The sequence below is a fragment of the Pseudovibrio sp. SCP20 genome (assembly GCF_057774105.1).
In genome coordinates this window covers 622,372-649,197 of the sequence record NZ_JBYMDH010000001.1, presented here as the reverse complement: position 1 = coordinate 649,197, position 26,826 = coordinate 622,372, and the positions used below count along the sequence as shown (strand labels likewise).

The 26,826-nt window shown below is 53.0% G+C and carries 19 protein-coding genes; 6 read left to right on the top strand and 13 right to left on the bottom strand.

The window, feature by feature from the left end; translation table 11 throughout:
* Positions 1-2 precede the first annotated feature (2 nt).
* The 6 genes from AC3CB2_RS02995 to AC3CB2_RS02970 form a co-directional block, all read right to left on the bottom strand.
* Positions 3-1,343, bottom strand: a complete 1,341-nt coding sequence (locus AC3CB2_RS02995) for an NAD(P)/FAD-dependent oxidoreductase (RefSeq protein WP_352930962.1) — start codon at positions 1,341-1,343, stop codon at positions 3-5.
* Positions 1,344-1,523: 180 nt separating this feature from the next.
* Positions 1,524-2,291 carry an SDR family NAD(P)-dependent oxidoreductase gene (locus AC3CB2_RS02990; protein ID WP_008549579.1) on the bottom strand — a complete coding sequence of 256 codons (768 nt, stop codon included), beginning with the start codon at positions 2,289-2,291 and terminating at the stop codon, positions 1,524-1,526.
* 110 nt (positions 2,292-2,401) lie between these two features.
* A complete protein-coding gene (locus AC3CB2_RS02985; RefSeq protein WP_075698147.1) occupies positions 2,402-3,871 on the bottom strand; it encodes an adenylate/guanylate cyclase domain-containing protein in 1,470 nt (489 codons plus the stop codon).
* An 87-nt stretch (positions 3,872-3,958) separates the two neighbouring features.
* The gene (locus AC3CB2_RS02980; RefSeq protein WP_352930964.1) at positions 3,959-4,780 is read right to left on the bottom strand and encodes an MBL fold metallo-hydrolase; all 822 of its coding nucleotides are present in this window, start codon (positions 4,778-4,780) and stop codon (positions 3,959-3,961) included.
* A gap of 13 nt (positions 4,781-4,793) precedes the next feature.
* Positions 4,794-5,234, bottom strand: coding sequence for a cyclic nucleotide-binding domain-containing protein (locus AC3CB2_RS02975; RefSeq protein ID WP_174519203.1), 441 nt, complete (start codon positions 5,232-5,234; stop codon positions 4,794-4,796).
* Positions 5,235-5,334: 100 nt separating this feature from the next.
* On the bottom strand, positions 5,335-7,923 hold the full coding sequence (locus AC3CB2_RS02970; RefSeq protein ID WP_352930966.1) for an ABC transporter transmembrane domain-containing protein: 2,589 nt from the start codon (positions 7,921-7,923) through the stop codon (positions 5,335-5,337).
* Positions 7,924-8,175: 252 nt separating this feature from the next.
* Here AC3CB2_RS02970 and AC3CB2_RS02965 point away from each other — a divergent pair, with 252 nt between their 5' ends.
* The 5 genes from AC3CB2_RS02965 to AC3CB2_RS02945 are packed head-to-tail and all read left to right on the top strand — an operon-like array spanning position 8,176 to position 13,828.
* Complete coding sequence (locus AC3CB2_RS02965; protein WP_050773912.1) at positions 8,176-9,417, top strand: glycosyltransferase family protein; 1,242 nt, start codon at positions 8,176-8,178, stop codon at positions 9,415-9,417.
* 2 nt (positions 9,418-9,419) lie between these two features.
* Positions 9,420-10,661, top strand: a complete 1,242-nt coding sequence (locus AC3CB2_RS02960; RefSeq protein WP_352930968.1) for a glycosyltransferase family 4 protein — start codon at positions 9,420-9,422, stop codon at positions 10,659-10,661.
* Complete coding sequence (locus tag AC3CB2_RS02955) at positions 10,658-11,788, top strand: glycosyltransferase family 4 protein (RefSeq protein WP_352930970.1); 1,131 nt, start codon at positions 10,658-10,660, stop codon at positions 11,786-11,788. The genes AC3CB2_RS02960 and AC3CB2_RS02955 overlap by 4 nt, the downstream gene beginning before the upstream one ends.
* The gene (locus AC3CB2_RS02950; RefSeq protein ID WP_352930972.1) at positions 11,788-12,987 is read left to right on the top strand and encodes a glycosyltransferase family protein; all 1,200 of its coding nucleotides are present in this window, start codon (positions 11,788-11,790) and stop codon (positions 12,985-12,987) included. The genes AC3CB2_RS02955 and AC3CB2_RS02950 overlap by 1 nt, the downstream gene beginning before the upstream one ends.
* The gene (locus AC3CB2_RS02945; RefSeq protein ID WP_352930974.1) at positions 12,977-13,828 is read left to right on the top strand and encodes a polysaccharide deacetylase family protein; all 852 of its coding nucleotides are present in this window, start codon (positions 12,977-12,979) and stop codon (positions 13,826-13,828) included. Before AC3CB2_RS02950 ends, AC3CB2_RS02945 begins: the two co-directional genes overlap by 11 nt.
* On the opposite strand, the gene AC3CB2_RS02940 is transcribed toward AC3CB2_RS02945, so the two are convergent.
* The 7 genes from AC3CB2_RS02940 to AC3CB2_RS02910 all read right to left on the bottom strand — a co-directional run bounded on the left by AC3CB2_RS02940 (position 13,803) and on the right by AC3CB2_RS02910 (position 23,827).
* The gene (locus AC3CB2_RS02940) at positions 13,803-14,396 is read right to left on the bottom strand and encodes a class I SAM-dependent methyltransferase (protein ID WP_352930975.1); all 594 of its coding nucleotides are present in this window, start codon (positions 14,394-14,396) and stop codon (positions 13,803-13,805) included. The genes AC3CB2_RS02945 and AC3CB2_RS02940 overlap by 26 nt on opposite strands.
* Positions 14,397-14,413: 17 nt before the next feature.
* The gene (locus AC3CB2_RS02935) at positions 14,414-15,586 is read right to left on the bottom strand and encodes an ABC transporter permease (protein WP_352930977.1); all 1,173 of its coding nucleotides are present in this window, start codon (positions 15,584-15,586) and stop codon (positions 14,414-14,416) included.
* On the bottom strand, positions 15,583-16,611 hold the full coding sequence (locus AC3CB2_RS02930; RefSeq protein ID WP_352930979.1) for an ABC transporter permease: 1,029 nt from the start codon (positions 16,609-16,611) through the stop codon (positions 15,583-15,585). The genes AC3CB2_RS02935 and AC3CB2_RS02930 overlap by 4 nt, the downstream gene beginning before the upstream one ends.
* Positions 16,612-16,746: 135 nt before the next feature.
* Positions 16,747-18,654 (bottom strand): ABC transporter substrate-binding protein, encoded by a 1,908-nt coding sequence (locus AC3CB2_RS02925; RefSeq protein WP_352930981.1) that lies wholly within the window; start codon positions 18,652-18,654, stop codon positions 16,747-16,749.
* On the bottom strand, positions 18,651-20,552 hold the full coding sequence (locus AC3CB2_RS02920; protein ID WP_352930983.1) for an ABC transporter ATP-binding protein: 1,902 nt from the start codon (positions 20,550-20,552) through the stop codon (positions 18,651-18,653). The genes AC3CB2_RS02925 and AC3CB2_RS02920 overlap by 4 nt, the downstream gene beginning before the upstream one ends.
* A gap of 137 nt (positions 20,553-20,689) precedes the next feature.
* Positions 20,690-22,492 (bottom strand): adenylate/guanylate cyclase domain-containing protein, encoded by a 1,803-nt coding sequence (locus AC3CB2_RS02915; RefSeq protein ID WP_352930984.1) that lies wholly within the window; start codon positions 22,490-22,492, stop codon positions 20,690-20,692.
* 159 nt (positions 22,493-22,651) lie between these two features.
* A complete protein-coding gene (locus AC3CB2_RS02910; RefSeq protein WP_352930986.1) occupies positions 22,652-23,827 on the bottom strand; it encodes a CaiB/BaiF CoA transferase family protein in 1,176 nt (391 codons plus the stop codon).
* Positions 23,828-24,098: 271 nt separating this feature from the next.
* Here AC3CB2_RS02910 and pepN point away from each other — a divergent pair, with 271 nt between their 5' ends.
* Positions 24,099-26,735 (top strand): aminopeptidase N, encoded by a 2,637-nt coding sequence (gene pepN, locus AC3CB2_RS02905; RefSeq protein ID WP_352930988.1) that lies wholly within the window; start codon positions 24,099-24,101, stop codon positions 26,733-26,735.
* Positions 26,736-26,826: the final 91 nt, after the last annotated feature.

The window sequence follows — 26,826 nt, the reverse complement described above, 5'->3', positions numbered from 1 at the left end:
ACTTAGATAAACGGTCCGAGCTCAATCTTGGAGCCATCGGAGAAACGGGAGTAACGGAAGCGGGTCAAGTCATATCCTGCTGGTTTGCCCATCAACATATCCGCCATGACGCGCCCTGCTGCGGGTCCGATGCCGAAGCCATGGCCAGAGAAGCCGGTTGCGATGAAGACACCCTGTTGCGTGGGCACTTCATCCATGATTGGGACAAAGTCTGGCATGGCATCGATCATTCCGGCCCAGCTTTCTTCCAGCTGCAGATCTTTGAGCTGCGGGAACCGATCGACCAGACGCTCCTGAATCCGCTTCAGAGCTCGTGGGCTTGGATCGGGATTCAGGACGCGGCAAGTTTCGAACGGAGTGACTTCATCTCCTGTCCAGCGGCGCTTGTGGCTCCAGGCGTCCGGATAGTTCTTCGGCGAGTTCATGCCAAAGGTGATGCCTTTGAAAGATGCTTTGATTGCCGGAAGCCATTTGAAGAGGTGGCGGAAGGAATCCTTACCGATGTAGTGATCATGAATGTCACTCACTGCAAGGGTATAGCCCCCATCTACTCGCTTGCGGAACGCAAATGTGCCATCTGCTGCATCGCCACTGAAGAGATCAGGCGCTGCTTTGGTCGCAGCAACGGTTGCCCGCACGCACAGTTGCGGCATAGACACACCGAGGTTTTGCGCGAAGAGAGATGACCAGGCACCAGCTGCGATCAACACTCGGTCCGCTTTGATCGTTCCTTTCTCCGTCACAGCACCAGTCAGCTTGCCACCTTCAAACTCCAGTGTTCTGACTGCACAGTCTTCAACGATAACAGCGCCATTGCGCTCAGCAGCCCGCCCGATGGCAGGTACGGCGACCCAAGGTTCAGCACGGCCATCGCTTGGAGTGACCATACCGCCAACCCATTTACCTGGTTTACCCGGGATCTCAGCGTAGATTTCATCTTTGCTCAGCAGCCGCGTATCGAGCTGGTGTTGTTTGGCAAGTTCCAGAAAACTCTCGTAGCCTTTGAGGTCTTCTTCTTTCTCAGCCAGATAGAAGACACCGTGCTGGCGGAAGCCGAGATCCTCACCAGTTTCTTTCATCAATTGCTGCCAAAGCCGATTGCTTTCCATGGAAATAGGGAGCTCAGCAGCATCCCTGCCCTGTTGGCGCACCCAGCCCCAGTTTCGGCTGGACTGCTCGCCAGCAACACGGCCTTTTTCGCAGAGCGTGACGTTCACGCCCTTCTGCGCCAGCCAATAGGCTGTACAGGTACCGATAACGCCGCCACCAATGATCAGAACATCTGTCTGCTCAGGAAGCTTGCCAAAAAACTGCTGTGGGGTGGAGCTGGTATAGGTCGCCATGAAGGTCTCGAGGAATCAGATCTGTAATTACAATCTGACGAACTTAGCAGGACTAAGATATCACTGCACGAGCGTGTGCCTAAGCACTTAGTCGACCTTTGGATTAGACCATATAGGTAGGTTTTGTCATTTACGACATAAAGCGGGCCTGAGAGCTGTGCGCTCTCAGGCTATAAAAACTTAACGCGGAGCCATGCGGATCGCGCCATCCAGACGGATGGTTTCGCCGTTCAGCATTGGGTTGGTGCAGATTGCTTCAACCAGCTGCGCGTATTCATCACCACGACCCAGACGAGATGGGAATGGAACCTGCTGACCGAGAGAGTCCTGCACTTCCTGAGAAAGACCACGCAGCATTGGGGTTTCAAAGATGCCCGGTGCAATGGTCATTACGCGGATGCCGGATTTGGACAGGTCACGCGCAACAGGCAGTGTCAGAGCTGCAATACCACCTTTGGAAGCTGCATAAGCTGCCTGACCGATCTGACCGTCAAACGCTGCGACAGATGCGGTTGAGATGACCACACCGCGCTCACCATCTTCTGTAAGTGGGTCAAGGTTTGCCATGCGTGTTGCAGCAAACGATGTACAGCGGAACGTGCCAACAAGGTTTACGTTAATGACCGTCTGGAACATATCCATCGGGTGCGGTTCACCACGAGAAGTGGTTTTGGCAACTGGTGCGATACCTGCGCAGTTGACGAGGATGCGAGTTGGGCCGTGCGCTGCTTCAGCTGCATCCAGACCTGCTTTCACGCTGTCATCGCTGGTGACGTCAACTTTTACAAACTGAGCGCCGATTTCTTGTGCAAGCGCATTCCCAGCTTCTTCGTTCACGTCAAAAAGAGTTACTTTCACGCCGTGGCTGGCCAATTTCCGTGCGGTTGCCGCGCCAAGACCTGATGAGCCGCCAGTTACTACGGCTGCAATTTCATTATTAAGTTGCATGGAATCCCATCCCGATTCATTTTGTTTGCCCCGCGTCTTTCAAAGCTCCCGCCAAAATTCTTTGAAAGCTGCAAAATGCTGTTATGCGGGTCGGCATGAGAAAATCATTCTCATGCCAAAGCCACAAGGTCTACTTTTCCGGTGATTCCTGCAACACACTCGGACTTTAAATCTAGCATATTTCCCTTATACCCTTGTCGTAGGGCCATGGAATAAGTCGCTCCATCTGTCAGGAACCGGGTGCCCTGCACTTTGTTGGCGGCCTCCAGCTTAGCTGCACGGTTCACGGCATCGCCGATCACTGTGAACTCCAGACGGTCCCGCACCCCGACAATGCCGACACTCACAGGGCCTGCTGCGACACCAACACCGATTTCAAACTTCATTGGCCAGCCTGCTGCTTCCAGGTCAGCACTTTCTTCTTCTAGAATGTGGGCCAGTTCAACGCCTGCGCGCAATGCGTCCGCCGCGTAAGTTTCAGTATCGGAGACGGCGCCAAAGGTGGCGAGGATGCCATCGCCGAGGAACTTATCGATCTTGCCTCCCTCTCCCAAAATCGCCTTGGCCGCCTTCTTTTGATAAAGGCTGAGCACGCGCATGGTGGTTTCTGGCGGCAGTTTTGCTGCGGTTTTGGTGAAGGATCTGATATCGACCAACAAGACGGCCACATCTCTGATTTCTCCCGTGCCGGCTTTGAGCCTGCTTTCAGATTCCACAATGGAACTGGCCACTTCCGGGGTGAAGAAACGGCTCAGATCTTTCACTGCGTTCTTCTGGCGAATTGCAGAGAAGAAGGTTCGGCGCGCTCTGAAGATTGAGAGGGCCAGCAACGCTGTCACCGAGAGGATGATGATCAGCTTGTCCAGCTCAGCTCCGATGAGCACAGCTTCGCCCGTGAGATACTCAATGTAATTGCGGGTGATAAGCGTGGAACCGCCTTGATATGTGAGAGCATAGAACACCAGTCCCAGCCACCCCAGCGCTCCGAAGACACCGGTGAGGATCACGTATCTTGGGTCAAAACGTAGTGCTCTTAAGGCGATGAAGAGGAACAGGTACATCAAGGTTGGGGCCTTGAGGTAGAAGGTCGGGTGCTGGGCGTACTGGATATGGAAGGAGAATATCAGCCCAACCAGTAGCGCCACGTCTGCCATGATAGAGAGGACCAAATACCAGACCGGCAGGATGGTTTTGAAGGAGACGTAAATTCGGATGAGGGTAAAGACCAAATAGCAGGAAAAGGCGATGGGGACAAAGTTGAAGCCCATTGTGCCTTCTGCGCGCGGGGCAAGCGCATAGAGGATCGCAAAGAAGATGATTACGCCAAGCTGGACGATACCAATGAGGCGCTCGGACGCTGCTTCCTGACGGGCAACTTCGCGGCGGACACGCAGTGGGAGATCCCCTTCCGGGGCTTTGGGGCCCAAGACGCCGCGTTTGATCTGCTGGTAGAGGGAGGGTTCAGCTTTTTTCTGGTAGGAAATGCCGTGGAATTTCTCGCTCAAGTCCACATTCGTTTTTTTGTCAGATCCGCGTTTTTTTGAGGGATCGGAGTTTTCTGGACCACTTCCAACTGCCACACTTTTCTCCCGTCACGCCATTCAGTTGGCGTTGCTGGTTTGCTCGCAATTTCATCAGATCAACAGCGAGCGACGGGTGCGTGAACTTTATGGTTTGAAGACCATCCCCTCAGAAGCCACGATAGCTCGTGGATGCATCTGTTGAGCGGCCAGACCGATTTCGTCCAGTTCATCATCCGTGCGCCGCGGATCGTGATGAAAGATCACGGGCGTTTTCACGTTGGCGCGCTGGCATATTCCGACCACATGCTCCCATGTGGAATGTCCCCAACCCTTATATTTAGGGTATTCAGCTGAGGTGTACATCCCATCCTGGATCACAACATCAGCATCACGGATAAAATCTAGGACAGCAGCGTCGTGATGAGCGCTCCCCATTTCGTGATCTGTGATGATGCACATGGCCTTACCATTGTACTCCATCCGGTAGCCACAGGCTCCGCCCGGATGGTTTAGCGCAACTGTTTTGATTATCAGGCCATTGTCTTTCTTCAGGGTGTCACCTGCATTGAAACTTTTAAAGGAAACAGCAGATAACGTGTTGGCCCCTACCGGGAAAATAGGGGGGGACATGATCCGGCAGATGATATCCTTCAGGTCACAGGGATCACTGAAATGGCCTGCAGTCAGCCGGATGCGGAAGTTTGGGTCGTAGGCAGGCTCGAAGAAGGGCAGACCACAGATGTGGTCCAGATGCGTGTGCGTGAAGAGAAGGTCGATGTCGCGATGAGCGCCTCTCATCATTTCCTTGCCCAGATTGCGTGCGCCAGACCCACAGTCGACCATTAACAGAACGTCCCCCGCCCGTATTTCAAAGCAGGTTGTTTCTCCGCCGTATCTAAGAGTTTCGGGACCAGCAGCAGCTGTAGAACCGCGAACACCCCAAATTTTAAGAGAAAACTCGTTCAAGTAATCTGGCCTTTCAAGTGGACGCAGGCCGAGCCTGCGCTAGTTCTCTGGTCGTCTTTTCCAATCGCAACGCCAACACACGCATGATTTCCAACGAGACTTTCGGGAACTCCGCGATGAGTTTCAGAAAGTCATCCTTAGATATTGCGAGGATATGTGTTGTTCCAACCGACTGCAGCGTGGCAGTTCTTGGTACATCACACAAAATCGCAATCTCACCAATGATGGCATATTGTCCGACCCGCGCAACCTCATTTTCATCAACAAACACAGCAACTTCACCAGAAAGGACAACAAATGCGCTGTCGCCATCATCTCCCTGATGGCACAAATGTTCCCCATCCTGAAACTCCATGCGATCACTAATGAACGCAAGGAGACGAAGTTTGCTCGGTTCCAGTCCTTCAAAGAGAGGGACGCGGCTCAAAGCTTGGACTTCAGCATCTATAGTCACATTTCCCTCCCAATAACTTGATGAGCATAGCTGAACTCAATCCAGCAATCTGTGTTACAGCTCACACCATCTCGCCTTTGTTTCACCATAGTTCCCAAGACTATCTCTCGATAACCCTCCCATTTTCTAGGTGAACCGCCGTTTCAAACTCCTCAGCGACGGTCTCATTACTTACTCCAAACATGAAAATTTTATCTGACATCAGCTTTTTAAGGTCTGTACGCAGCTCTTTGTCGGTCGCACTGGCGCTGTTTGCTGTCTCGTCCAGAATATATATATGAGCGTTTTTCAACAATGCGCGGACCAGACATATCAACCTGCGCTGGTGTGAGGACAGCTTCGCACCGGCCACTCCCACGTGATAATCGAAGGCAGCGCGGCGGATCGGGACGATGAGATCGCGCTCCCGGACCAGTTCCTGCAGAACCTGCTGAATTTTCTGGCGCGCATCGCGGCGGTCCAACCTTGCATGACCAAAGACCAGATTGTCTTCAATGCTGAGCGTGGTCAGGTATGTCTCCGGATCAAAGAACTCAAAGCGCTCGTTGTCCTTGCCTACACTCTCAATAAACTGAGCACGTGCGGCGACGATTTTGTCCCGCATCTCGTCATCCAGAACACCAAGACGGTGCTTGGCAGGGATGAGTTTGAGTGCAAGGGCGATGAGGCGCGCTCTATCGACATCCTTCAGTCTACGACGCTGGCCACCTTTCTGTTCATTCACAATACGACCAAATTCTGGCAGATCTTCGCGGCTGATGAAGGAGTATCTGTTTAACAGGTCACTGTCTGCACTGACATCGGCAAACAGCTCCACCATGGTCGTTGCGATTTTGAGACCGATGTCGCTCAGAAGCACATCAAAACCGGTTTGCTTAAGGAAAGCTGAGATCTGCGGATCGGTCGGGACGTGCTCGATGGTCATGAAGTGTTCTTTGGGGCTGGCAAAGAACAGGTTCTGCGCCAGATTGGCGGACATGTTGAACTTTTCCGGATCCCAGAACTCAACCAGATTTTGTAGTCGCGCATCGCCTTTAATCTTCTCGCAGAAGGCTTTGCGTGCGGCGAGCAGCTTTGGCACCAGTTCGCAGTTCACTTCCTCGCAGTAGCGCTGATCAATGACCGTTTCCACGCCCAGAAGATAGAGATCTCGCGAGAAGCCTGCGACTTTACATAGTTCGAGGGCTCTCTCCTCCAGCTCTTGCATGGAGCTGGCGTTTGCCTGATCAAAGTCTTCCCATCGCGCCTTGAGATCGAAGAAAGGATTGAGCGTCATCTCCGCTTCCCGCAGCTGGCGTTGGCGCTTCTTCAAGTCACTGCCTTCGTAGTCAATGGTTTCTTGCGGTCTGTGGCGCAGGCCGTAAAACAGGTTGTCGCGAATGGTCCCCGTCCAGACATGAAGGTGCCCGCCTACATAGGCAATTTGCCGGCCCAGCGTGGATTCCGACATGTTCTCAAAACTGGTTTGATTGACACTGACCGAGCCAGAGGTTGGACTGAGCAAACCCGCAGCCATTTGCAGCAGCTCGGCCCGTCCTGATCCATCTATGCCAGTGACCGCCAGAGGTTTACCCGGTTCAACAATAAGTGAAACGCCATGCACCTCCTGCCCTGTTCCTGCACCTGAAAGGCCGAGTTTATCGAGCGTGAGCGGGCCGGATAGCGGTAGCGTTTCGTCTTCCAAGAGGCGTTGCTTGTCGTATAGATCTGGTGGATCGAAGTTCTCGACAACGGTCTGGTATTTGACCGAAACATCTGCCGTCATCTGGTAGTACGCCAGCAGCTCTTTCCATGGGCCCGCCAGATCTTTGTAAGCTGCGATCACTGCGATGAGTGCACCAATGCTGAGTTGGCCCTTGATGACCAGATAACCGCCGATGAAGTAGAAGAAGAACGGCGTCAGCTGGTTCATGAAGTTATTGACGAACTTGATGAAATACTTGCGATTGTAGATATCAAAGCGAATGCGGAAGTTGCGGTAAAGCCGGTCGGACAGGTCCGCTGAATGCCAAGCAGAAGTGTCGTTGCTATGGATCTCAGAGATGCCAGAGATGCTCTCTCCAACCTTGTCTGCAATCACGCGCACATTCTTCACGCGTTGGCGAGACAGGCGCACGACCTTTTGCTGCAGCTTGGGAATGATGTAGCCCTGTACCGGATAGAGCGAAATAGCGGCCAGACCAAGCAGCGGATCCTGCATGAAAATGAAGCCAACCTGCACCACCAACATACCGCCCTGATAGGCTGGCAGAGCGAAGGCCTCGCCAACAAAACCTCCTACATCCTCGACCTCAGCGGTAATCATTGGTATGATCTCGCCGGAGCTGACCTTCTTAAAGTGAGGCAGGCGGAAGCGGAGTACGCGCTGAAACAGCTCAAACCGCAACTGGCGTAGCATCCTCTCGCCCAGTCTACCCTTGTAGATGTTGAGGTAGAGTTTGATGCAGTTGCTAACGACAACAAGAACCAAGAACAAAATACACAGCACCGCCAGGTACTCGATTTGCCCGAGTTGGACACCCCAAAACTCTACCGGGAAATTGCTACCCTGAATTGCTTCATTGGTAATTGTCTTAGGCAGATCCAGCAGGATGTAACTGACCGGATAGGACAATAAGGTGACTAGAAGAATCGCCACTTGATAGCGGGCCGAGTTCTTCCAGATGAATTGGAAAAGCGATTTTTCCATGTCCACTCCGATTAAGCTCAGGCCAGGCTAACCCAAACTGAGGCGATGCGATTTACACTTCAACTGACGCAAGGGAACTTTACGCTTCAAGATCTTAAAAAAACGGCACAAAACCCTCTTCATCCCTTGGATTTTGGGGTTCTGTTCTGACGCTATCAGCGGATGGACTGGTTTTGCTGTTGTCTGGTGGTCCTCCCCCACTTCTATGATCTGACGCTGAGGTTTGTGCGCAGCAGATGGAATAAGAAGCGCATGACGGTAATGACGCCAAAAATTCTGATTTACAGCCACGACACCTTTGGCCTTGGCCACCTGCGGCGATGCCGGACAATCGCTCAATCTCTGGTTGGTTCCTTCCCGGAAATGTCCGTCCTCATCCTTTCCGGCTCCCCGATAATTGGTAGCTTTGAGTTTCGCTCCCGCGTTGATTTCGTCCGCATACCCGGAGTGATCAAACTGCGCAGTGGGGAGTACACCTCCCTATCGCTGCAGCTGGACATCAACGAGACGATCGCAATCCGCTCATCGATCATCGAGCACACTGCAAAGGTGTTTAAGCCAGATATCTTCATTGTCGACAAAGAGCCTCTTGGGCTGCGCAGTGAGGTTCTGCCTACGCTTCAGTACCTGAAAGGGCAGAAGACGCGCTTGGTACTGGGTCTTCGCGATGTGATGGATGATCCGCTGGTTTTGAAGGAAGAATGGCTGCGCAAGCGGGCTTACCCTGCCCTCAATGATCTTTATGACGAGATCTGGGTTTACGGCCCATCCGTGATGAACAACCCACTGGATGGACTTGGCTTTGACCAGTCTGTGATGCAAAAGACGCTGTTTACCGGCTATCTGCGCCGGTCAATGCCAAGTTCAGCTCAGGATTTCACGGCCCCGTTTGATGGTGCGCCTTATGTGCTGGTGACGCCCGGTGGCGGCGGAGATGGCGTTGAACTGGTGGATTGGGTGATGCGTGCTTATGAAGCTCGGCTGCGTCCACTCTTCCCGGCTCTCATCGTGCTTGGTCCGTTTATGAGCAAGGCGGATGTGGAGGCTTTTACAACCCGTGCTTCGCATCTGCGCGATGTTGAGATCCTGCGCTTCACGCCGGAAATCGAGCCCTATATGGCCAATGCGACGGCTGTGATTGGCATGGGTGGATATAACACTTTCTGTGAGGTTCTTTCCTTCGATAATCCGGCCTTGCTGGTGCCACGTGTTGTGCCTCGCAGAGAGCAAGCCATTCGTGCGGAGCAGGCCCAGCGGCTTGGCCTTGCGCAGATGCTGCCTATCGACTCCTATCCAAGTGTGGAACTGATGGTAAAGGCCCTCGCCAACCTTCCGTTTATTGCCCCGCCATCTCACGCCCATTCAGAGAACTATCTGGGCGGGCTTGATGTGATCAATCTCAGAACCGCTGAAATTCTTGGCATGAGTGATCAGGCCTTGATGCAAAGACTGAATGTTTCTGCAGATCCTAAACTGACTTGCAAGACGGGGTAGCGATGGAGACTGGTCGTATTGCAGTCGTGGTCAAAGGGTACCCGCGTCTTTCTGAAACGTTCATTGCGCAGGAGATCTATGGCTTGCAGGAGCGAGGTGTCGAGCAACTCATTGTCGCTTTACGTCACCCGTATGATCCTTATGTGCATGACGTGCATAAGAAGATTACGGCGGATGTACTCTATCTGACTGAGTATCTGAAAGACGACCCTCCACGCGTGAAGCGAGCTTTGGACTGGGCGAAGAGGCAGCCGACTTATGCTGCGGCCAGAGCTTGCTTTGAGAACGACCTGAAGCACAAGAGGAACGCTGAGCGGTTTCGCCGTTGGGGGCAAGCTTGCGTGATGGCTCATGAGTTGCCCGCTGACGTTATCTGGATACACACGCATTACCTCCACAGCCCCTGCACCGTTGCCCGCTATGCAGCCATGCTTTCTGGTCGCAAGTGGTCGTTTTCCGCCCATGCGAAGGACATCTGGACCACAGAGCGGTGGGAGCTTAAGACAAAGCTGGCAGATGCCGCTTGGGGTGTGACCTGCACAAAAGCCAATCTAGCATATCTGCAATCTCTTTGCGCGAAGCCTGACAAGATCAGCCTTGTTTATCATGGTCTAGATTTTTGCGGATTTCCTGAGGCTCCGCATCCTGCCACCCTGCGAGACGGAACAGGAAAAGACAGTGTTCAGATCATTTCCGTGGGGCGTCTGGTGGACAAGAAGGGCTACGATATCTTGCTGCGTGCATTCAGTGAGCTGCCCAAGGAGTTGAACTGGCACTTCACTCATGTTGGTGGAGGTGAGTTGTCCCAATCTTTAGAGGACCTTGGCAAGCAGCTTGGTCTGAATGACCGGATTTCATGGCTCGGCCCGCAACCACGGGCACGGGTTTTGGACGAGATGCAAAAGGCAGACATTTTTGCTCTGGCTTGCCGTGTCTCCAAATCAGGAGATCGGGACGGGTTGCCCAATGTGGTGATGGAAGCTCAGGCTATGTCGCTGCCTTGTGTCTCAACAGAGGTGTCAGCGCTGCCTGAAATCATCGAGAGCGGACAAACCGGCGTGTTGTGTCCTCCAGAAGACGTGTCCTCCCTTTCAGACGCGCTTCGCTCACTGATTACACAGCCCGCAGAACGCGAGCGCGTTGGCAGTAATGCGTTTCGCAGTGTGCATGATCGTTTCAGTGCCTCGCCCGGTCTGGATTTTCTGGAAGAACAGTTTTCGAGAAGCCTGGAGCCTTGCTCATGAAAGTTGCCTTTACCGCTCCCATGAAACCAATCGACCATCCTGTGCCTTCGGGGGACCGGACCATGGGCCGTCTGATTGTGCGGGCATTGCAGCTGGCTGGGCATGAGGTTGATGTGGCGTCCACATTCCGCAGTTGGCGGGCAGAGGGCGGTGAAGATGTTACGCGGGAAGTGAAAGAGCTTGCGATCACAGAAGCCAAGGCAATCGCGGAACGCTGGATTGAGCGTGGTGACGTGCCGGATGTGTTCCTCACCTATCATCTCTACCACAAAGCCCCAGACTGGATTGGCCCTTACCTTTGCGCCAAGTTCAACATTCCTTATGTGGTGGTGGAGGCAAGCCGCGCACCGAAACGACAGGCAGGGAACTGGGCGCTTGGGTTCAATGCAGCAGATGCTGCTCTTGCGCAGGCGAACCAAGTTGTCGCGCTCACTAACGCAGATGCTCAATGCCTGAAAGAGGTGTTGAATGATGATGTTCTGACAGTGCTTCCCCCCTTTCTGGAGACTGCGAAGTTCGAAGTCAGCCATAGTGTTACCAAAGGGTCTGCAGACGGGAAGATACGTCTGCTCTGCGCCGGTATGATGCGTGAGGGTGACAAGCAGTTTTCTTACATGGTGCTTGCGGCTGCGCTGAAACAGATTGCAGATCTGCCATGGCGACTGACAATCGCTGGAGACGGCCCTGCCCGCGGTGAGGTTGAGCCGCTGTTTGATCCGGAACGAACTGAATTTGTTGGTTTGATCCCATGGCAGGAAATGCCCCGGCTTTATCGCTCTCACGACGTGTTCGTCTGGCCCGCTATTCGTGAAGCGTTTGGTTTTGTGTTCCTGGAAGCCCAGTCCTGCGGCTTGCCTGTGGTGGGTGGACGGGTGTTTGGAGTTCCTGACATTGTTGAGGAAGGTACCAGTGGTCTGCTTTCTGATGAAGGGGATGCCTCGGCATTGGCACAGAACCTGATGTCGCTCATCAAAAACCCGCATAAACGTGAGAACATGGGCCTTGCCGCCATAGAGAACATTCACAAGAACCACAGTCTGGAGGCTGGTGCGAGAGGGTTGGACAAAGTTCTCCATGCCGCTCTTGAACACCACCAGTTTAAGCGGAGAGTGCACGGAGGCCGATGATGAAAGCCTTCATCCATGTTCAGCATCTACTTGGCTCCGGCCATATTGTGCGTGCTGTTGCGCTGGCGAAAGCGCTGGTTCGTCAGGGTATTGCTGTGACACTCGCCACCGGCAACCGTATTCCTGCGACGCTGGACTGTGGTGGGTTGTCTGTGGTGCAGTTGCCTGCAGTTCGAGCGGCCAGTGCCAAGTTTGATGTGTTGCTGGACGAGCATAACAATCCAATTGATGAAGCATGGTGGGAGAAGCGTATTGCGGCGACGCTCTCCGCCTTTTCCTCTGAACATTTTGATCTGCTGATTACCGAGACCTACCCGTTTGGCAGGCGCATGTTTGCTGCTGAGATGACCCGGCTTCTGGAGTGTGCTGGCACCAAATCATCTCCGCCGTGGGTGGTCTGTTCAGTGCGCGATATTCTGGTGCGCAAGGATGAGGCTTGGAAGGAAGAGTGGATGGCCTCGCAGGCAACGGCCTTTTACGACCGCATTCTTGTCCACTCCGACCCGCAGCTCATCACATTGGGCGACAGCTTCCCCTTTGCTTATCGGGTCAGCTCGCATGTTCGTTACACGGGCTATATCAGTGATGATCGTTCGACAGAGGCGACCTCAGCAGATGGGACTGATGAGGTGATCGTTTCCTGCGGTGGCGGGGCTGTGGGCTCTGCTTTGCTGCGGGCTGTACTTTCAGCTCCCAACCACATGCCACCAAACAAAACACCCAAATGGCGAGTGCTTGTGGGGCATGACATTTCTGAGGCAGAGTTTCGGCAGCTTTCCCGGCATTCGTCCTCTGAACTTATTATTGAGCGGGCGCGTAAGGACTTCCCTGCTCTTTTGAGGAACGCCAAGCTCTCCATCTCACAAGCTGGCTACAATACGGTGGTCGATATCCTGCGTGCAGGCATTCCATCTGTGTTGGTTCCCTTTGCGCAGGAAGCGGAGACAGAACAGACACAGCGGGCCATCAGCCTGATGAAACATCGCAGAGCGGTGGCCGTGCCGGAGAAGGTTCTCAGCCCCAACACGCTGGCTCAAGCTGCTCAGAAAGCGCTTAGACTTCCCGCCCCTGATCTGCATGTGGCGCTGAATGGTGCGGAGATCTCAGCACAAATTCTTGCTGCTGATCTTGGTATGGAGACTGCTTTGGACAGTACAGTTGGGATCATCTGGGAAAGGAACGTTTCTCGTGACCTCTAGCCCTGCTGCAGTTGTCGTTTCCGCCCTCTCAAAGGATAAAGCCACAGATAGGGATCAGGAGTATTTTGAGCAGGCACTCACTCAACATCTGGATTGGTTTGTAGAGCGTGGGCTCACTGTCAGGTTCTGGTGGCGCGATGATGATGCAGTTTCTCCTACGCCCGAACTGGACGAGTTGATTGGCTTTTCTGAGCGGTTCGATGTTCCGCTTTCGCTTGCAGTTATCCCTAAGTTTGCGACAGAGGATTTGGCCCAGCGTCTTGCACGTACGCGCACCGTTCAAGTTCTTCATCATGGATGGCAGCATAAGAACTATCAGGATAAATCTCGTGGTGAAAAAGCCAGTGAGTTTGGTTGGCGGCGGACTGCTTTGGACATGGAGAAGGAACTTCTGGAAGGCAAAGAGGTCCTGCGAGGCTTGTTTGCTGAGCGCTTTGTGCCGCTGTTTGTGCCGCCATGGAACAGGATTGCTCCGCGTGCCGTGCAACTGCTGCAGCAACAAGGTGATTATGGCCTCTCGGCGTTCACATGGATCAACCATTTCCGATTGCCACGCCTGCAAAGCCACGTAGACATCATTAAATGGAAAAAGAACAAGCGTTTTATTGGTTGGGACGCAGCACGGAAGCGGCTAGACCTTCAGCTCAGCCGGCGACGGACGAATGCGAGTGAGCCTATCGGATTGCTAACCCACCATCTGGATCATGGCGAAGGGTGCTCTGAGTTTTTGGAGGTGTTTTTCAAGATAACCTCAGCACACCCTGCTGCTGTTTGGCTTAGTTCTCAGGAGTTGCTCGAAGAAGCGAAGCGTGACTTCAGCCTGTCGAGCGGACAGGTTTAACGAGGCGGAGCTTCCAGCCGACGTTCTTTGAGCGGGAGTTCAGCTCTAAATCATCCAGCACTTGCCAGTGCGTGGCCTTATCTGTTTCAGTCCAGACCTTTTGGAGAGACTTGTGCGCACCGGATTTCTCTCGAGCCGGTGTGTACATGGAGATTGCGATAACACCATCGGGCTCCAGAAACTCAACATACCTTTTGAGCTGCTGCTCCGGATCTTCGCAGAAATAAAGCACTTCATTGAAGATGATCGCTGTAAACTTCTGTCCGGATTTAGGAGAGAAACTCTCCAGATCAGATTGCACCAGCTGTGCCTCATCCGGGTTTACTTCGGCTTTACTCAATGCGGTTTCAGAAAGGTCGACACCGCAATAGTGCTGTAGGCTTGAAGCTTTGAGATAGTGATACAAGATTGCTTCACCGCAACCCACATCCAGCACGGTTCGTGTTGCCTCAATCTGACACAGCCATGCGGTGAGTATGCCGTAGCGGGCTGCTTCTTTGATGTCATTGAGAAAATGCCAGCGACCTTCTTTGTACTGGCGGTCCCAGTCCTCTGATTGCTCTTCCATGACACCCGAGGCTCCAGCTACTTGTATGGGTCCGCCGCATCGCGCAGCCCATCCCCCATGAAGTTAAATGCAAGCACCACGATGATGATTGGAATAACCGGAGCCATCAACCACGGATATATGGTGACCACCGAGATATTCTGGGCTTCATTGAGCAGAACGCCCCACGAAACGGCAGGTCGCCTGAGGCCAAGATTGAGGAAGGACAATGCTGTTTCCCCCAATATCATGGCGGGCACAGACAGAGTTGCCGATGCAACTAGGTGACTGGTAAATCCGGGGAGCAGGTGTTTGACGATGATGCGGCTTGGGCTAGCGCCCATGAGAGCTGCTGCTTTAGCGTACTCTTCCTCCCGCAAAGAAAGCAGTTTGGATCTAACAGCACGGGCTAGCCCCGGCCAATCCAGCAGACCCAAGATGACTGTCAGGCCGAAGTAAATCCAGACAGGCGACCACGTGATGGGAAGTGCAGCCGATAACGCCATCCAGAGGGGGAGTTCGGGGAGCGATCGCATGATCTCAATGACGCGTTGGATGGAGCTGTCGATCCAACCACCAAAGAAACCGGCAAGGCCACCCAGCATCACTCCAAGCACCATCGATATACTTACGCCAACAAGGCCGATGGTGAGAGACAGACGTGCTCCATAGACAAGGCCGGAGTACTGATCCCTCCCCAGCCTGTCTGTACCAGCGATGAAGAGAGTGCCGTCTTTTGCAGGGCAGACAACGTGGAACTTAGCAGGGAACAGGCCCCAGAATTTGTAAGGCTCTCCCTCACAAAAAAAGCGAAGTTTCTGCACTTTGGTGGTGTCGGTTTCGTAGACCCACTTCAGGTTCTCAAGATCAACAGAAGGGTTTAGCCCGTAAACGAAGGGACCAACAAGCTTGCCTTCATGGAACAGATGGATGGCCTGAGGTGGAGCGAAAAGGAAATCTACGTTTCGTTTGGCGACTGGATAAGGAGCAATGATTTCAGCAAAAGGCACGCAGAGATAGAAGAAGAAGAGCACAATAGCTGACGCGACAGCCAGCTTGTGTTTGCGGAACTTCCACCAGATGATTTTCCATTGAGGCGCCTGGTAGTAGCGTTCCTGCTCTCTGGTCAGGATTTCCACTTCCTTGGGGTCGAAGCCCTTAGGATTGACGTAGTGCTCTACCTTGTCTTCTCCGCGATCTCCCTGTTTCATTGTCTGACACCCTCCTTACCAAGTCGGATGCGTGGATCGAGATACCCAAGCAGGACATCAGAGACCAGCATGCCAATGAGAGTGAGGATGGAGACAAAGAGCAGAATGAACCCAGCAAGGAACTGATCCTGCGATTGCAGCGCGCCCAAAAGAACCGGACCAACTGTTGGTAGATTCAGAACAACTGAAACGATCACAGAGCCTGAGACCAGCGACGGGATCAGATTGCCGATATCTGCGATGAATGGATTGAGGGCTACACGAAGTGGGTACTTAACGAGGAGCTTGCTTTCTCGCATGCCTTTGGAGCGGGCGGTGGTGACATACTGCTTGAAAAGTTCATCGAGTAGGTTTGCGCGCAAACGGCGGATCATTGCTGCTGTGCCGGATGTGCCAATGACGATGACCGGAACGACAAGGTGAGCAACAATGGAAAGGGCTTTGCCGCTGCTCATGGGTTCACCGATGTAACGCTCTTCCATGATGCCGCCGACAGTCAGGCCAAACCAGCTGTTGGCCAGATACATGAGCACGAGAGCAAGCAGGAAGTTAGGTGTGGCAAGGCCGAGATATCCGATGAGGGTGAAGGAGTAGTCGCCAACGGAGTATTGGTGTGTTGCCGAGTAGATGCCGATTGGAAAAGCAACGCAGTAGATGAAGAGGATGGTTGCTAGGTTGAGTGCAATTGTGAGCGGTAATGTTGGACCAACAACCTCCCCCACTGGCTGATCATACTCAAACGACCAGCCCCAGTTGCCCTGAATGAGCCCGTCAAATCCGTTTGGCCCCGGCCAGAGGCCGACCCATATGCCGTAGCGTTCTACAAAGGGGCGGTCTAAGGCGAACTCTTTACGGAGAAACTCCAGCCTGCCGATGGAGGCGCTCTCTCCGGTTGATCGTAGCATGGAGATCTGGTTGGAGATGTAATCCCCTTCCGGCAGCTCGATGATGAAGAAGATGAGGAAACTGATGGCGGCAAGCGTTGGTATCATCACCAAAAGCCGCCGCAGGATGTAATTGAGCACCCGCTTCCCTTTCTTCTCTCACACCACTCGTGGGTGAAGTGTAAAGGAGCACTCTTGGCTTTCTCTGAGAAAATCTAATCAGGTTTGAGAAGCCCCATTAGCGGGCGCTTAAGCTTACATCGGAGGTTTGCTTTTTCAGCTATCTTCATCCGACAGTAAGTCCTTGAAGAAGAAGAGATCCATGCGATGGATGCCGAACTGAGCGCCCGGATCCCACCCATAGATGCCCATCTCTGGAACATTGAGCAGGCCCTTAACAACAACCGGGTGCCGGACGCCGTTGACCAGACCGATATGAATGGTTTCATCGGCATGGATCTGGAGGATCTGCTCCCAGATCATATCCCGTTCTTCAAAGCTGCTGCTGACAAGCCATTGATCAAAGAGTTCGATCAGCCGGATGGCAGGCGGCCAGTCTGGTCTGACACCTGCATGACCATCACTCTCATAGTAATTGCCCCATGGTGCCCAGGAGAGAAAATCCTCTCGTGTCGGAGCGTAGTCTACGGGAGGCATGTCAGCCGTCGGGACACCATTTTCAAAACCCGACCAGACAGACATCATCAGAGCACCTGATAGTGCGCGAGCACGGATTGTATCGCGTTGGCTGGGGCGGATGAAAGCGGAGACACCAATCTCTTGCCATGTTTCAGCAACCAACTCCAAAGCATCATCCTGCTCGGAACTCTCACCAGTGATCTCGATAATGAGCTGTAGCGGGCGCCCATCTTCCAAAAGGCGGACACCGTCTCCGCGCCTATCCGTCAGGCCGATATCATCGAGCAGTTGGTTGGCAAGGTCAGGATTAAACTCAGCCCATGCCGTCTGGAAGTCTGGTTGGAAGAGAGGAGAAATGTTGAGCACGGTGTCATTGCCGGCACGACCTAAGCCGAAATAGAGCACCTTGTTGATGAGCTCACGATCGATGCCTAAGGAGAGTGCGTGGCGGAACCGGCGGTCCTGCATGAGTTTTCGCCAGACTGGGTCTTTGACGCTCAGATTGGGCAGGATTGAGATTTCAGAGCCTTTGGAGTTGAGCCAGAGACGAGTATCATAATCCTGCGTTTGCTCGCCGCGTTTGAGTACTGAGATGTCAGAAAAACCCAGTCCGCGTGCTTGGAGGTCACTCTCACCTGCCAATGTCTTTGCTGGGATGAGTTTGCCATCTACCACATCCATGATGATGCGGTTGATGTAGGGCAGTTGCTGGCCAGCATTGTCAACACGATGGAAGAAGGGATTGCGCTCCATCACCGCCCGGCGTTCACCTGAAGCTGTGCGCGGTACCCAGGGCTGCAATGTGGGGATGTGTGGGTTCGACGCGCCGTACATATCGTCCATGCGATTAAACAGAGGTGCCCAGCCGCGGACCTTCTCAATACGCGCAATCTGACGGATGAATTCGGGGTTTCCATACTTCTCATGGAACTGCTTCATGTAGGCGGCGGGCCGATAGATGAATGGGGGGCGAGCCTTTGCAAGTTCTTGCAGGAACAGTGGGTTTGGCTCATGCCATTCGAAGCGGACGGCGGTTTCGTCAATCACCGTAAACTCCGGCCCCTCCCCGTCCACCAGCATAAAGCCTGGCAGGCCGATAGGGTTGAGTTCGTCATTGAGGGCCACATCTTCAAACCAGAAGCGGAAATCCTCAGCTGTAAAAGAGCTGCCGTCAGACCATTTGTGTCCTTCCCGCAAGTGCAGCGTGAAGACTTTGTCGTAGTGATTGTCGACACTTTCCAGAATGTCCGGATTGAGCTCGAGGTTTTCGTTGTAACCGACCAGTCGCGCATACCCCCATACGTTGATCAGGCGAACATCCTTGGGGCGTGAAATCAGCGTATGCAGAGAGCCTCCCTGTACGCCGATGACTCGGCCCATATCTTCCGGATAGGTCACGAGCGGTTCTTTGGGCACTCGGTCGACAACAGGAGGTAAGCCCGGAGGGATGCCGGGCGTTTCTTTCAGCACCAGAGCGGAGGAAGCGGATGGGAATGCAAGAGCTGCAAAGACAAGCGCTGCGTTCAGGAAGCGTCGGGTGATCATATGTGACTGCCTCCCAGTCCCACGATATCACGCATGGCTTCCATTCCGGGGGCACACACCCAGTGGTCTGTTTCCATCTCCACCAGATATGGCACTGTTGTGTAGCGCATACGATAGGGAGCTGGCCATTGGGTTGGATCGGAGCTGCTTGTTCCTTCCAGTGATCCGAAGTCCAGTTTGTGATCCAGTGATGGTTCCGGCACCGCCTTGAGAAGCGCTTTTGTATAGGGGTGGATTGGGTTGTCTATGATTTGTCGTGTTGGGCCAACTTCCACTACCTTGCCCTTACACATAACGGCTACACGATCCGAGATGTAATCAACCACCGCGAGGTTATGGCTCACGAAGACGTAAGTAAGGCCAAGTTCGTCCTTCAGATCTTTGAGGAGATTCAGGATTTGCGCCTGAACGGACACGTCGAGTGCGGAGGTTGGTTCATCACAGATCAGGAACTCCGGGTTCAGAGCCAATGCTCTTGCGATGCCAATGCGTTGGCGCTGACCACCGGAGAAAGAATGCGGGTAGCGGCGCAAGTATCTGGGAGACAGGCCGACCAGATCAATCAGTTCCCGAATACGGGCAGCTTGACTGAGGCTATCGCCCATTCGGTGGATGACGAGAGGCTCCTGCAGAATTTCGTTGAGGGTGCGTCTTGGGTTGAGAGAAGAGAACGGATCCTGAAAGATGATCTGCGCGCGTTTTCGGTATTGGAAGAGTTCTTTCTCATTAAACCCCTGAATGTCACGCGGGCCCTCTTCCGTTGTGTAGGTGATCTTGCCGCGCGTCAGTGGAAACGCACGCAGCATAGCCAGCGATGCAGTTGTTTTTCCTGAGCCCGACTCTCCCACTATGCCAAGGCATTCGCCTCTGCGCACTGTCAGCGAAACATTGTCGAGCGCGGTGGTCATACCTCTGCGTTTTTTGCCGCGCAGGTTCTTGAAAGTGAAGGTTTTGCTGACGCCTTCCAGTTCGATCAGAGAGGTTCCACGAAAAGCATGCGCTTTGCCGACGGGATGTGGATGCAGGTCCGAGGTGTGTGTTCTTGGTTTGATTGGTCGGATTGGGACCAGGCGTTCTTCAGGCTCCATGGAAAGAGACGGAACGGCGTTCAGGAGCGCTTTCAGGTATGGGTGTTGGGGAGTAAGAAAGAGGTCTTCAACACTGCCCTTTTCCATGATCTCGCCGTTGTAAACTACGACCACTTCGTCGGCCATGTTGGTGACCACACCAAAGTCATGGGTGATCATGAGCAGCGTCATGTTCAGCTCGGCCTGCACCTCTTTGATCAGTTTCAGGATCTCTGCCTGAATGGTGACGTCCAGAGCTGTGGTTGGTTCGTCAGCGATGAGAAGTGATGGGCGGCATATGAGGGCCATGGCGATCAAGGCGCGTTGCCGCAAACCGCCGGACAGTTCGAATGGATATGTACGGATTGCACGTTCTGGCTCAGGGAAATGCACCAGTCGCAGCATATCTTTGGTCAGTTCAAGCGCCTCTTTGCTGCCCACAAAGCGATGCAGTTTGGCTGCTTCTGCAATCTGATCTCCAATGGTGTGCAGCGGGGAGAGTGAGACCATGGGCTCCTGAAAGATCATTGCGATCTGGTCGCCGCGGATGGCGCGCATGGCAGGCCCAGCTGGTGTCAGCTTGGCAATATCTACGAAGTCGCCATTTTTGCGATTGTCACGAAAGAGGATCTGGCCTGCGGTGATGCGAGACTTAGCTGGGAGGATGCCCATAACGGCTCTGGAGATAACGGTCTTACCAGAACCAGACTCGCCGACAAGAGCCACGCATTTGTTTTCCGGAACGCTGAAGGATACATCGCGGACAACATCGTGACGCCCCTCGTCTCCACGAAACTCTACCGACAACCCTTTGACGTCAAGCAGGTTCACGGGCGTCCCTTCCTCATTGACCAGCTGCTGCGCGCGCGAGAAAGATCTTTCCCGGCTCTCACACTAGAACAGGGCTTTCTTTCAATGAGGTTGGGTTTCGGAGCACACTTAAATTAAAGTAGAAGACAATGCCGGAATTATTGTTCGTCGCATATGGTGGAGTTGAGCTGCCAGACTTCTACTTTGCCCTTACGGCCCCGCACTTCGTGGCTGCCGCGATAGGTCACATTGTCCGGATATCCCGCCTTTTCAACGGTCTCTCCGCTCAGAACGACACATGCCCCCTTCACGGTAGAGATGGTGCCGCCAAGGCTCTGTAGACGGCTGCAGACGTTCACTGCATCGCCAACGATTGTGTAGTTCCAGCGTTCAACAGCACCCACATTGCCAACGATAACCGGGCCTGTGTGTATCGCAATGCGGACGTGGACTTCGTTTTCCGGAGCAGCTTCATTGGCTTGCTGGATGGCGCGGGCCATGTCTTCAGCTGCTGCAATCGCGCGCTGAGCATGATCTTCCATCTCATCAGGAGCACCCCAGAACGCAAGCATGCCGTCGCCGACAAACTTATCGACGGTGCCCTGATGAGCTTCGACGGCAGAAACGAGCAGTTTGAAGTGGTTGTTCAGCAAGCTTGCCACTTCACCTGCGCTTCTGTGTTCGGAAATGGAGGTGAAGCCCTCAATATCCGTGAACAGGATTGTCAGTTCAGCTTCTTTTGCCTTGGCAGCGCGGTCAATGCCAAGCGCCATCAGCTTTGCGTAGAGGGACTTGGGTATGTACCGGCTCATAGCCTGCAAGCCACTGGTGCTTGCATTCATAGCAGAGGTGATCTGGTCCACTTCGCGGATGTGGCTGCGTGGCAGCGGGTCCAGATGCTCGAACTCCAGAGCTCCAAACTTTTGCGCACGTGCTGCAATGCCTTTCAGTGGAGATGCAAGGCGGCGGGCAAAGAAGATTGCAACGAGCGCAGATAAAAACACAACTGCAACGCCTGCAAAGACGGAGTTGATCAAGCGAGTGAACTCGTCATAACGAGAGTTGGCCAGCTGGTACTCACCCACATAATAGACTTCGCCATCAGGAGAGATCAGTTTCTGCATGACGAGGACGTACATATCCTCACCATCGTAGATGAGGTGGAGCTCCACACCACGTTGACGTGCGCGCTGACTGAACGGCTGTTTTTTACTAGTTTCCAGTTTTGCAAGCACCGGATCACCAAACTCTGAGATCGAAGCCAACAAATTATGTTGTTGTAGCTCGTTGGTCGGAGAGGAGTAAGCCAGTACGCGGTTCTTGTCTGTCAGAATAAACCGGGTGACGTCTTCCTCATCTATATCATTGCCCACGCCATCTTCATCGCGCGAAGCAAGAACAGAGCCAACCCCTTTCATCGTTATGATCGCCGAAACATACCCAATAGTCTCGCCATTAAACCTAATTGCACTTGTCGCAGTCGCAAATGGGTCTTCTCCCGATGCATAAAAATCCCCCCAGAACGGATCTTCATCGGTTTCCGCATCGATGGCCTGCATTCTGGAAAATTCAAAGAGAGACTGTTCTGGATGAAACGAAACCAGGTCTTGTCGGTTTTTGGCGTGCTTCAAGCCCCAAACAGTCTCATTTGGAAGCGAAAGCACCAAGCCTTCAACACTCTTTACCCCGAACAGCACTCCCCGAAAGGTTTGGCGGGCGCGAAAAATCGCACTCTGCGCCGTCGGTTGCTCTTCAGCATATGTCTTGATTGCATAAACCGAGGAGAACGCAGGCGTCATGTAAGCAGCCAGTGCGTTGTTGATCGACTCGGTCGACATGATCGACGCTTTTTCGATGAGGCTTCGGGTGTTCTTGAGGTTGGTGAGAACGGACATGTACAGCACGATACCGCCACACAGCGTTACCACGGTCACAAATGTGAGGCTTACCAACCACGTCAATGACAGCTTGTAATAGCATCGCCGAATGCCGATTGCCTTACGCCTGATCCTATTCCAAAGCTTCAAACCGTGACCCACCTGTGTGAGGAATGTCAGCCCGTTAAACCACTCCCCGGACCGAGGGTCAAACTGCCTTCCTACACATGGTGTAGCTAGTCTTTATTCTACTGCTTCTTTGCCTAATTCTCTCAATATCTCATTTCTATGCTCATCGAGAGCTGGTGCGCCCTTCTCCAGTTTCAGCTTAGAATTAGTAAACTGAATTGGTGTGCGCACATAGATTTGCTCGCCCTGATCCTTAGATGATGTTGGTAAATTGACCTTCATCTGGCGGTGTTCAATTTGCTGATCCTGTAAAACATCAGCAACTGTATTAATCGGGCCAGCCGGAACGCCGCGTTCTTCCATTTTAGACAGGAGATCATCTCGGTTGAAGGTCAGCACCAGTGCCTGAAGCTTTTCTGTTAATTCTTCACGATGCTTTACGCGAGACGGGTTTGTGGCGTAACGCTCATCCTCCGCCAGAGCAGGGTCTCCGAGAATCTTACAGAAATTAGCAAACTGAGAGTCGTTGCCGACAGCCACGATAAGGTGACCATCCTTCACTTCAAAAACCTGATAAGGAACGATGTTTGGATGGGCATTGCCCATGCGCGTCGGGATGTTACCACTGCTCAAGAAGTTCATGGCCTGATTTGCCAAAACACCGACCTGCGCATCCAGCAGAGCCATGTCGATCCATTCGCCTTCTCCGGTCAGGTCCCGGCGGCGCAAGGCGGCCTGAATGCCGATGACGCCATAAAGACCGGTGAAGATATCGGCAAAAGCCACGCCAACTTTTTGAGGCTCGCCGCCTTTTGAACCAGTCAGATCCATAATGCCGCCCATGCCCTGGATCATGAAGTCATATCCTGCACGATGAGCATAGGGACCATCCTGACCAAAGCCAGTCACAGAGCAATAGATCAGTTTCGGGTTGATCTTTTTCAGGCTGGCATAATCGAGACCATATTTGGCGAGGCCTCCGACCTTGAAGTTTTCGATCAGCACATCGCTCTGGCGCACCAGATCATAAATCAGCTCAAGATCTTCTGATTTGGAGAAGTCTGCCGTGATGGAGCGTTTACCGCGGTTGCAAGCGTGGAAGTAGGCTGCGCTCTTCGTGCCACCCTCTTCTTCAATAAACGGAGGGCCCCATGTGCGGGTATCGTCGCCGCGCGGGCTTTCCACCTTGATGACATCTGCGCCCAGATCAGAGAGCGTCTGCCCTATCCATGGGCCTGCCAAGATGCGCGCCAGTTCCAATACTCTTATGTTTTCCAGGGGAGCTGTCACGGAAGCAACCTCAGTCTTTTTGTGCAGATCTGTTTCTGGAGCACAGTGCTACCTGTTTTTTTGGAATAGTGCTTACGAGGATCTGTCATGAACTCGTTCCAGTCCTTCCACTTGCTTGCCTATTTGATTTTTGGGTGCAAAAGTGATGTGGTTTTCATTTCCTGCATTTGACCGGAACCGTTTTCAAAGGTACCGCCGATCTACATAAAAATTTGGAAGCGCTGCGCCAAGAGGCGAAGAAGCTGCTTCAACACTTCTTGGGAGAACAGGCATGCGATCTGAGACTGCTCAGCTCATCAAACTGGAAGACTACAAAGAGACACCCTACGTCATTGAGAATGTTTCTCTGGTCTTCAAGCTTCAGCCAGAAGCGACTGAAGTTATCTCCACACTGACCCTTTCCAGACGCGAAGGCACTAAGGTCGGCGCACCACTTGAGCTGGATGGTGATGATCTCACACTTGTTTCTGTCGCGATTGACGGAGCGGTTCTGGCAGAGGAGACTTATGAAGCTTCTCCGGCGAAGCTAGTGGTTCACGCCCCTCCAGCAAACACCTTCAAGCTGGAAGTGGTGACCAAGGTCAATCCAACAACGAACACCAAGCTGGAAGGTCTTTATCTTTCTCAGGGCATCTACTGCACCCAGTGTGAGGCCGAAGGCTTCCGCCGGATCACCTATTACTATGATCGCCCAGACGTTCTTTCCGTGTTCACCACACGCATTGAAGCTGACAAGGCGACCAACCCAATTCTGTTGGGTAACGGCAATCCGCAGGACGCTGGAGATATTGAAGGGACAGATCGTCACTTTGCTGTTTGGCATGATCCGCATCCAAAGCCAGCCTATCTGTTTGCTCTGGTCGCAGGTGATCTGGCCTGTACTTCAGAAAAGTACACGACAGCATCCGGCACGCCTGTTGATCTGAACATCTATGTTGAGAAAGGCAATGAGGATCGCACGGACTGGTCTATGGACAGCCTGATCCGCTCCATGCGCTGGGACGAGAAGGTGTTTGGCCGCGAGTACGATCTGGATGTGTTCAACATCGTAGCCGTTTCTGCGTTCAACATGGGCGCGATGGAGAACAAGGGCCTCAATATCTTCAACGACAAGTACATTCTGGCGGACAGCGACACTGCGACCGACGTGGATTACGAAGGCATCGAAACTGTTGTTGCGCACGAGTACTTCCATAACTGGACCGGCAATCGCATCACCTGCCGTGAATGGTTCCAGCTGTGCCTGAAAGAAGGTCTGACTGTTTTCCGTGATCAGGAGTTTTCTTCTGATGAGCGCTCTCGTCCGGTGAAGCGTATTGCTGATGTGATCCGCTTGAAATCCCGTCAGTTCCCAGAAGATCAGGGCCCTCTTTCACACCCTGTTCGCCCGACAGAGTATAAAGAGATCAACAACTTCTACACAGCGACCGTTTATGACAAGGGCGCTGAATTGGTTCGTATGATCAAGACTATTCTTGGTGCGGATGGCTTCCGGAAAGGTATGGATCTTTACTTCGAGCGCCATGATGGGGATGCGTCCACCATCGAAGACTTCCTCAAGTGCTTTGAAGATGCAAACCAGCTGGATCTGTCTCACTTCAGCCTGTGGTATCACCAGTCCGGCACCCCATTTGTGAAGGCCAGCGGCTCTTATGATGAAGCTGCAAAGACCTTTACTCTGGATTTGGAACAGAACACCGCAGCTACTCCGGGTCAGGATGAGAAGAAACCATACTTCATTCCGATCCGTTTTGGTCTTGTTGGGCCAAACGGTGATGACCTTGCTTACACCAGTGTTGAAGGTGCGCACATTGATGGTGATCTGTTGCACCTGACGGAAGACAAGCAAACCGTTGTTTTCCATGGCATCGGCAGCAAGCCTGTTCCATCATTGCTGCGTGAGTTTTCAGCGCCTGTGAAGCTGGAAAGCACCCTTTCCCGCGAAGATCAGATCTTCCTGATGCGTCACGACATTGATCCATTCAACCGCTGGCAGGCTACTCAGACGCTGATGACAGAGCTGCTGATTGAGCTGACTAACGGTGAAGAGCCAGTGGGCAAAGATGCCTTCATTGAAGCCCTGGGCCACATGGCTGAGGATGAAAACCTCGATTACGCCTTCCGTGGCTTTGGCCTGATGCTGCCAAGTGAGCAGGATATTGCGCTAGAAATTGGCAAAGAAGTCGATACTGACGCGATTGGTAAAGCACGTGATGCCTTCTCCACGGAGATTGGTGTGACGCTCTACGACACCTTCAAACGCATCTACGATGCAATGGAGATGCCTGCCACATTCAGCCCGGATGCCCTCTCTGCTGGTAAGCGTGCCCTGAAGCTGCGTTGCCTGTCTTATCTTGGAGCAGCGCAGACTGAGGAAAGTGCGGTACTGACGAAAGCTCATTTCGACAACGCAGATAACATGACAGACCGCATGGGTGCGTTGACTGTTCTCGTCATCTGGCAGCTTGCCGGGGCTCAGGACGCGTTGAAGGCATTTGAAGCACGCCACAAAGACACTGCGCTGGCAATGGATAAATGGCTGTCTATAGCTGCTCGTGCGCCAAGCGAAGACGCGATTGCGGCGATACGTACTCTTACCGAACACCCTGCATTTTCTTGGGATAATCCAAACCGCATCTACGCGCTTATTGGTGGCTTCCTGGGTGGTAATACCAGAGGTTTCCACGCAGCGGATGGTTCAGGATATGACTATCTTGCTGAAATCACGTTGCAATTGGATAAGACTAACCCTCAGGTTGCTTCCAGAATGGCCAAAAGCTTTGGCACGTGGAAGAATATGAATGCAGAACGCAGAGTAAAAGCAGAAGCCGCATTGAAGCGAATTCTTGCAACAGACCAGCAACTCTCTACTGATGTGAAAGAAATAGTTGAGCTTTGCCTAGACTAAAACAGTCTACTTTGCATCTCTCGAAGTCTCTGAGAGCCCTATGAAAATTAACGGCAGCAAAAAGTGCTGCCGTTAACCATTTTTTTGTGTC